This is a genomic window from Streptomyces sp. P5F9 (assembly GCF_057961495.1).
The window spans coordinates 1-1,562 of record NZ_JBXVPZ010000886.1 but is presented as its reverse complement, the minus strand read 5'-3'; the positions used below and the strand labels follow the sequence as shown (position 1 = coordinate 1,562).

2 protein-coding genes and 1 pseudogene are annotated in these 1,562 nt (G+C 70.6%); 1 reads left to right on the top strand and 2 read right to left on the bottom strand.

Translation table 11 applies throughout. The features are described 5' to 3' along the window. Positions 1-802: pseudogene (locus tag AC31A1_RS51190) on the top strand (hypothetical protein); the annotation flags it as partial. A 3-nt stretch (positions 803-805) separates the two neighbouring features. Here the strand turns inward: AC31A1_RS51190 and AC31A1_RS51185 are convergent. Then, positions 806-1,153 (bottom strand): hypothetical protein, encoded by a 348-nt coding sequence (locus tag AC31A1_RS51185; protein WP_489659878.1) that lies wholly within the window; start codon positions 1,151-1,153, stop codon positions 806-808. Positions 1,154-1,218: 65 nt separating this feature from the next. Continuing rightward, positions 1,219-1,509, bottom strand: coding sequence for a hypothetical protein (locus tag AC31A1_RS51180; protein ID WP_033280001.1), 291 nt, complete (start codon positions 1,507-1,509; stop codon positions 1,219-1,221). Positions 1,510-1,562: the final 53 nt, after the last annotated feature.

Genomic DNA, 1,562 nt, shown 5'->3' with positions numbered 1-1,562 from the left:
GCGCTGGGGGGCGTGGTGGGGCAGGGACGAGAGCAAGGCCTACGGGGTGGATGGGAACGCGAGCGACGCGCAGCAGACGCATGTGATCGACTGGCTCGAACAGGCCCCCGACCTACCGCATCTCATCGCCCGGCTGTCCGAACTCGTCCTACGGCTCGGCCACGCCCCCGACGACCTCGTCATCCTGCCCCGCGCCGAACTCGACCGGCGTGAACTGGCCGCCTACAGCGCCGGTTGGGCCGACGTCGTCGACGAGCAACTCCCGGCCGTGCGGCGGGCGTACGAGCAGCGGATCACCGCCGCCTACCTCCAGGGGCAGGAGGACGCCCGCACCGGGCGTCGGCCGCGCCGGGTGCGGGATCGCGATCATGTCGGTGGTGACGTCATCCCGCTTCCGTATGTCCAACTGCTGAGCGCTCCGCCTGAGTTGACGCGAGTAGAAGAGCGCGGGGAACAGGAGCGGGTCGTGGCGGACGGCCCCCAGGACCAGGTGGACCCCGACCTCGATACCGACCCCGACATCCTGGTCACCGCCCGCGAGGTGCGGGAGAAGCGAGCCGCGCCCGCCGAACGGCGCTCGGTCGTACGGCGCAACGGGCGGGCCAGCGTGCCTCCGCTGACCGCCGGAACCGGGCGCGACAACGGACGTAGGACGGAGTCGTCCGAACCCTCGCCGGCCCAGCACGGCATCCGGAGCGAGGAACGCCCCCGGCTCTCCGCCAAGGTCCGTGCCCTCGCGGACGAGTTGGAGGGCCGGGCCTCCGGCGGGCGCCGGGACGCGCAGGACGGCCCGGCGGACTGACAATCAGCCGAAGAACCGGGCCAGTTGGACCGTTGACGGAGTCGGCTCCTCAGCCTCGGGCCCGTTCCCCTGTGCTGGTGTCTCCTTGTCTGCCTCCTCGCCGTACGACGGACGCGGTACCGGTGCCGGGGGGTCCGGCTGGTCGGCCTCCTCCGAGTTGACGGAGGCGAACATCCAGTTCGCGGCGGCGAGATGGTCGACGGCGGCGGCCAGCAGATGGTCGGTCACCGACCAGTCGGCGGCCTCGCCGTGCAGCTCCCGGTTGAGGGCGCTGTCGTGCGGCAACTGCCGTATGAGCACGGTGAGTCGGCGTGCGGAGAGCCGGTCGCGGTGCCAGTCGAGCAGATCGATGCCGTAATAGCGGAGCAGGTCCGCTTCGAGGGCCTCGGCGTGTTCGTCGACGAACCCGACGAGGCTCAGCCTTCCCCCAGGCCGAGCCCGGTCTCCTTGCCGTAGGCCTCCAGGATGGCGGCGATGTCCTGCATCGTGACCTCGTGCTGCTCGAAGCGGGTGAACTGCTTCTCGCCCAGGAGGAGTTGGAGCAGTCCGTCCACGTCGTTGTCGTCGAGCTTGCGCAGCGCCTTGGCGGTGGCGCGGGTCAGCTCGGTGGGGAGGGTGTAGCTCTCGGTGTCGAGTTCGAACGACCAGGTACGGCCGAGGGCTTCGAGCCGCTGGGCGCGGGCCGCGTTGACGTCGAAACGGGTCATGGTGATGAGGGCTCCTTAACTAGCCGCAGAAGGTGGGGAGTTGGGGCCCGGGG

Bases quoted from the DNA above. Each gene is read 5' to 3' on its own strand.
- AC31A1_RS51180 (WP_033280001.1), bottom strand. From the start codon at position 1,509: ATGACCCGTTTCGACGTCAACGCGGCCCGCGCCCAGCGGCTCGAAGCC.